Raw genomic sequence first — 6,632 nt, forward strand, 5'->3', positions numbered from 1 at the left:
GGGTTCGCCGGGCATGGCCCGGCGCTACCGATGTTCTTCATGTTGCTCTGCGTATCGCCGCGGCCGCGCGCTCCGGCGACAATATGGGTCCGAGCTGTTCCCCGTTCCCGTAATCGAGTGACTGATGAGCGCCTCTTTCGTTTCGCCTGATGTGATCCGCCGCCTGTTCGCCCAGGCCATGTCCCGCATGTACCGCACCGAAGTGCCGTTGTACGGCACGCTGGTGGAACTGGTGGAGCGGATCAACACGCAGGTGCTGGCGCAGGACCCGGCGCTGGCCGCGCAGCTGCTGCGCAACGACGAGCGTGCCCGCCTGGATGAAGAACGCCACGGCGCGATCCGCGTCGGCACCCCGCAGGAACTGGCAACCCTGCGCCGCCTGTTCGCGGTGATGGGCATGTACCCGGTGGGCTACTACGATCTGTCGGTGGCCGGCGTGCCGGTGCATTCCACCGCCTTCCGCCCGCTGACCGCCGCTGCGCTGGCACTGAACCCGTTCCGCGTGTTCACCTCGCTGCTGCGCCTGGAGCTGATCGAAGACGAGGTGCTGCGTGCGCAGTCGGCCGAAATCCTCGCCCGCCGCCGCATCTTCACCGACGAGGCACTGGCGCTGATCGACCAGGCCGAGCGTGACGGTGGCCTGACCCAGGCCGATGCCGAGTGCTTCGTCGAACAGGCGCTGGAAACCTTCCGCTGGCATGGCGACGCCACCGTCGACCTGCCGACCTACCATGCCCTGCACAAGGCACACCGGCTGGTGGCCGACGTGGTCAGCTTCCGTGGCCCGCACATCAACCACCTGACCCCGCGCACGCTGGACATCGACGCTGCGCAGGCGGCGATGATCGAGCACGGCATGGCCGCCAAGGCGGTGATCGAGGGCCCGCCGCGTCGCGCCTGCCCGATCCTGCTGCGGCAGACCAGCTTCAAGGCGCTGGAAGAGGCCGTGCACTTCCCGGGCAACGAAGGCGGCGACGCCGGTACCCATACCGCGCGCTTCGGCGAGATCGAGCAGCGCGGCCTGGCGCTGACCGCCAAGGGCCGCGCGCTGTACGACCAGCTGCTGACGCAGGCGCGCGATGCCGACGGCGCGGGCAGCACCGGTGGCGACTATGGGCAGCGCCTGCAGGCGGTGTTCGCCAGCTTCCCGGATGACCACGACACCCTGCGCCAGGAAGGCCTGGGGTATTACCGCTACCAGCTGACCGACGCTGGCCGCGCCGCGCCGGAGCGCGTGGCCGATCTGCCGGCCGAAGTGCTGGTTGCTGCGGGCCTGGCCACGGCCGATCCGATCGTCTACGAGGACTTCCTGCCGGTCAGTGCCGCAGGCATCTTCCAGTCGAACCTGGGCGGCGGTGAGCAGCGCGCGTACGCCGCCCATGCCAATCGCGAGGCCTTCGAACAGGCGCTGGGTGCGGCGGTAAACGATGAGTTCGAGATCTACGAGCGCATCCAGGCCGAATCGCTGGCGGGCCTGCGCACCTGATGCGGAACACCCGCCGGGCATGGCCCGGCGCTACCAGGGTGCGATGTGGAACACCCGCCGGGCATGGCCCGGCGCTACCAGGGTGCGATGCGGAACACCGCCGGGCATGGCCCGGCGCTACCAGGGTGCGATGCGGCACACGCGCCGGGCATGGCCCGGCGCTACCAAGGTGCGATGCGGAACACCGCCGGGCATGGCCCGGCGCTACCAAGATGCGATGCGGCACACCCGCCGGGCATGGCCCGGCGCTACCAAGGTGCGATGCGGGGTAGCGCCGGGCCATGCCCGGCGAACCGGCAATACTCAGGCCTTCATGGTGCCCGTATCCAGCCACCGCTGGTGCCACGACAGCGCCTCCGGCAGCAGGTGCGGGGTGTGCTTGCCGTAACTTTCGCGGCTGGCGCGGTCGAAGTAGTCCTGCAGCTGCGCGCGGAAATCCGGGTGCGCGCAGTTGTCGATCAGCACCTGCGCGCGCTTGCGCGGGGTCAGGCCACGCAGATCGGCCAGGCCCTGTTCGGTCACGATCACCGACACGTCGTGCTCGGTGTGGTCGACATGGCTGGCCATCGGCACGATCGCCGAAATGGTGCCGTTCTTCGCCGTCGACGGGCTCAGGAACGCAGACAGGAAGCCATTGCGCGCGAAGTCGCCCGAACCGCCGATGCCGTTCATGATCCGCGTGCCCATCACGTGCGTGGAATTGACGTTGCCGTAGATGTCCACCTCGATCATGCCGTTCATGCCGATGCAGCCCAGGCGACGCACCAGTTCCGGATGGTTGGAGATTTCCTGCGTGCGCATGATGATGCGCTCGCGGTAGAACTCGATGTTCTCCTTGAACGTCTCGTTGGCCTGCGGGCTCAGTGCGAAGCCGGTGCACGAGGCATAGCTCAGCACGCCGTCGCGCAGCAGGTCGAGCATGCCGTCCTGGATCACTTCGGTGAACGCGGCCAGGTCGCGGAAACCACTCTTGGCCAGGCCGGCCAGCACTGCATTGGGGATGTTGCCCACGCCCGACTGCAGCGGCAGCAGGTTGGCCGGCAGGCGGCCGCGTTTCACTTCGTGCTGCAGGAACTCGATCAGGTGCGCGGCGATCTGCTCGCTGGTCGCATCGATCGGGCTGAACGGGCTGTTGCGATCCGGGCCATTGGTGCGCACCACGGCCACGATCTTGTCCGGGTCGCAGCGCAGCGCGGTCTCGCCGATGCGGTCGTTGGCATTGACCAGCGGAATCGGCTTGCGGTGCGGCGGCAGCGCGGTGCCGTAGTAGATGTCATGCATGCCGTCCACGCCGGCCGGCTGCCACTCGTTGACCTCGACGATCACCTTCTTGGCCAGGTCCAGCCAGGTCTTGTTGTTGCCCACCGAGGTGGACGGCACCAGCGAGCCATCCTCGCGGATCGCCGAGACCTCGACCACGGCGGTATCGATCTCACCGTAGAAGCCGAACCAGACGTGCTGGGCGACGTGGCTGAGGTGGATGTCGATGTAATCCAGCTTGCCCTCGTTGATGCGGTTGCGCGCATCCGGGTCGCTCTGGAACGGCATGCGCATGGCGATGCCATCGGCCTTGGCCAGCGCGCCATCGAGTTCCGGCGCGGTGGAGGCGCCGGTCATCAGGCTGATCTGGAAGGGCAGGCCCTGGGCATGCACCGATTCGATGCGGCGGGCCAGCTCAACGGGAACGGCCTTGGGGTAACCGGAGCCGGTAAAGCCGCTCATGGCCACGGTTTCACCGGGCTGGATCAGCGCGGCTGCGGCCTCGGCGGAGACCACGCGGTCACGAAGACGCGCGTTGGCGATGCGATCAACAGTCATGACGACAGCGTTTCTGGGGGGAATCCCGATTATCGGCCATCCCCTGCCGTACGGGGGGTTCTACCTTCGTGGAATGGTGTTTCCGGCAAGGCCTCTCCCATACCCGTCAGTTTTGTTTTGCAGTGCAGCGTGCAAAGTACTTTCGTACACCGCACGATGGCCCTGCATCCCGACGTGGGGGAGGGAGCAGAGCCCGCTGGCAGTTCGCTGCAAGCGGGCTTTTTTATTGCCTGTCGCCCAAGATGAATGCGCGGCCTCCATTATCGGTAGTGCCGGCCGCTGGCCGGCAACCCCAGCAACCTTCGGCGATATCGCAGCAAGCGGTCACAGCCCTTCGCCGTTGGCAAAGGGATGCGACCCCGCGAGAATCAGTGCATGACCCTCGCCCCCGCCGAATTGCCCGCCACCCTGCAGCCCCTCGTCCACCGCGCGCTGGCGCGCCTGGCCCAGGCAGTGCCCGATCCCATCCCGGCCGAACTGCAGCCGATGCTGGTGCAGCTGGCCATCAGCAGCGACTTCGCCCTGGACACCCTGGTGCGCCAGCCCGGCCTGCTGGCGCAGCTGGCCGCGCCGGGCTGCCCGCCGCTGCCGGCGCCGGTGCTCGACCCGCTGCAGCCCAGCGACTGGCCGGCACAGCTGCGACGCTGGCGCACGGCGATGTCCACCCGCTTGATCTGGCGCGACCTGGCCGGGCTGGATGACGTGCCGCAGACCCTGGCGGGCGCCACCGCGTTGGCCGAGGACTGCCTGCGCTTGGCGCTGGACGCCCTGCAGCAGGAATTCGCCCAGCGCCACGGGGTGATCGCCGATGACAACGGCCAACCGCAGCAGCTGGTGGTGTTCGGGCTGGGCAAGCTGGGCGGTGGCGAGCTCAACTTCAGTTCCGATGTCGATCTGGTCTACGCGTACGTGCAGGGCGGTGAATCCGACGGTCCGCGCGCGTTGGCGGCCGAAGAGTATTTCGCCCGGCTCGGCCAGCGCCTGGCCAAACTGCTGGATGAAACCACCGTCGATGGCTTCAGCCATCGCGTCGACCTGCGCCTGCGCCCGTTCGGCAGCGCGGGCCGCGTCGCGCTGTCATTCGCTGCGATGGATCAGTACTTCCAGCGCGAAGGCCGCGACTGGGAGCGCTATGCCTGGTTGAAGGCGCGTGCGGTGGCGGGCGATATCGCCGCTGGCGAGGCCTGGCTGCAGACCCTGCGTCCGTTCGTGTACCGCCGCTACCTCGATTTCACCGCGCTCGACGGCCTGCGCGAGATGAAAGCGGCGATCACTGCGGAAGTCGCCCGGCGCGAGATGCACGACGACATCAAGCGCGGTGCCGGTGGCATCCGCGAGATCGAATTCCTGTGCCAGGCGCTGCAGCTCATTCGCGGTGGCCGTGAGCCGGTGTTGCGTGAGCGGCGGTTGCTGGTCGCGCTGGATGCGCTGGTGGCTGCCGGGCAGATCGCCCGCGATGATGGCGCCGCACTGCGCGAGGCCTATCTGTTCCTGCGCCGGCTGGAAAACCGCCTGCAGATGCTGCGCGATGCGCAGACCCATGTGCTGCCCAGCGATGCGCTGGATCGCCAGCGGATTGCCGTCGGCCTGGGCTATGCCGATTGGGATGCGCTGCGCGAGGCACTGCGTGTGCAGCAGCAGCGCGTCAGTACCGAGTTCGGTGCGCTGCTGGCGCCACGCAAGGGCCAGGCAGCGCCGGATGCGCTGGCCAATTACTGGCGCAGCCTGCCCGAAGGCAGCAACGCGCCGCTGCTGGCCGAGGCCGGTTTCCTCGATGCCAATGGCGCCGATCAGTCACTGCGCGATTTCGCCCAGGGCACGGGCGTGAAGTCGCTGTCCGATGCGGCGCGTGCGCGCCTGGACCGCGTACTGCCGGCACTGCTGCACGCGGCCACCCGTTCACCGCAGCCCGATGCCGCACTCAAGCGCGTGCTCGGCCTGCTGCAGGCAGTGCTGCGCCGTACCAGCTACCTGGCGCTGCTGGACGAACAGCCCAGCGCGCTTGCGCGACTGGTCGACGTGCTGGCGCGCAGTGCATTGTTGGCCGAACGCCTGGCCGCGTATCCGCTGCTGCTGGACGAACTGCTGGACGTACGCGTGTCCGGGCCGATGCCCGACGCCGACGGCATGCTGGCCGAATGCCGGCAGGTGCTGCCAGTGGAAGATCCCGAATCGCAGCTGCGCTGGCTCAATGAAACTCGCCTGGCGTTGAGCTTCCGCATGGCCATGGCCACGCTGGATGGCCGCCAGGGCGCGGTCGACAGCACCCGGCAACTGGCCGAACTGGCGCAGGCGGTGGTCATCACCGTGTTGGCGATGGCCGAGGCCGATATGCACGCCGCGCACGGCGCTATCGCCGGCGGCCGCTTCGCGATCATTGGTTACGGCAGCCTGGGCGGCCTGGAGCTGGGTTTCGGCTCGGATCTGGACCTGGTGTTCCTGCACGATCACCCGCCGGGCGTGGAAGCCAGTGACGGCGCGCGCCCGCTGGAGCCGGGCCGCTGGTATGCGCGCCTGGCCCAGAAGGTGATGGCGTTGCTGGCTGCGGTCACCGCCGCCGGCCGCCTGTACGACATCGACGTGCGCCTGCGTCCGGATGGCGGCAAGGGCTCGCTCGTGTCTTCGCTGGCCAGCTACACCGAGTACCAGCGCGATCGCGCATGGACCTGGGAGCACCAGGCGCTGGTGCGCGCACGCGGCGTGGCCGGCGATGCCAGCCTGCTGCAGGATTTCGAACAGATACGTGCGCAGACCCTGGGCCGCGAACGTGATCGCGCAACACTGTATGCCGATGTGGTGAAGATGCGCGGGCGCATGCGCACCGAACTGGACCGCAGCGATGCCGCGCGGCTCGACCTGAAGCAGGGCGCGGGTGGCGTGGTCGACCTGGAATTCCTGCTGCAGACCGGCGTGCTGGCATGCAGTGCGCAAACCCCTGCATTGCTGCAGCCGCGTGCCACGCCTGCATTGATCGACGCGCTGGCGGCGGCGGAGTTCCTGCCCGAAGCCACCGCACAGGCGCTGCATGGCGCGCATGCCACGCTGCTGGAGGTCGGGCTGGCCTGCACGCTGGATCGCCGGCCGCGCTTGGCACCGACCACGCCGGCCATCGAAGAGGCGTGTGCGGCGATCCGCGCCGCGTGCATCGCCGCGGAGCTATCGTTCGCCTGACCGCCTGCAATGGCGGTAGCAGCTTTGGGTAGGTGCCGACCTCTGGCACCCACCGGGTCAATGGCTCGGCGATGGCCTTCCATTGGTAGGTGCCGACCGTTGGTCGGCACAATCCCTCAGCTGCGATGAACCCTGAAGAAGCGTGCCGACCAACGGT

The 6,632-nt window shown here is 68.3% G+C and carries 3 protein-coding genes; 2 read left to right on the top strand and 1 reads right to left on the bottom strand.

Going from position 1 to position 6,632, the window contains the following annotated elements; all coding sequences use genetic code 11:
• Positions 1-124 precede the first annotated feature (124 nt).
• Entirely contained in the window at positions 125-1,486 is a 1,362-nt protein-coding gene (gene hglS, locus ACUXVE_RS17515; protein ID WP_445514875.1) for a 2-oxoadipate dioxygenase/decarboxylase HglS, read from the top strand.
• A gap of 303 nt (positions 1,487-1,789) precedes the next feature.
• On the opposite strand, the gene ACUXVE_RS17520 is transcribed toward hglS, so the two are convergent.
• A complete protein-coding gene (locus ACUXVE_RS17520; protein ID WP_222387871.1) occupies positions 1,790-3,304 on the bottom strand; it encodes an acetyl-CoA hydrolase/transferase family protein in 1,515 nt (504 codons plus the stop codon).
• 375 nt (positions 3,305-3,679) lie between these two features.
• Between ACUXVE_RS17520 and glnE the strand changes: the two genes are divergently transcribed.
• Positions 3,680-6,475: a bifunctional [glutamate--ammonia ligase]-adenylyl-L-tyrosine phosphorylase/[glutamate--ammonia-ligase] adenylyltransferase gene (gene glnE, locus ACUXVE_RS17525; protein WP_445514876.1), complete on the top strand. Its 2,796-nt coding sequence runs from the start codon at positions 3,680-3,682 to the stop codon at positions 6,473-6,475.
• The last annotated feature ends 157 nt before the right edge of the window (positions 6,476-6,632 follow it).

Source organism: Stenotrophomonas sp. 3(2025), assembly GCF_052665395.1.

Coding starts and splice junctions, on each gene's coding strand:
- hglS (WP_445514875.1), top strand. CDS start 125: ATGAGCGCCTCTTTCGTTTCGCCTGATGTGATCCGCCGCCTGTTCGCC.
- ACUXVE_RS17520 (WP_222387871.1), bottom strand. CDS start 3,304: ATGACTGTTGATCGCATCGCCAACGCGCGTCTTCGTGACCGCGTGGTC.
- glnE (WP_445514876.1), top strand. CDS start 3,680: ATGACCCTCGCCCCCGCCGAATTGCCCGCCACCCTGCAGCCCCTCGTC.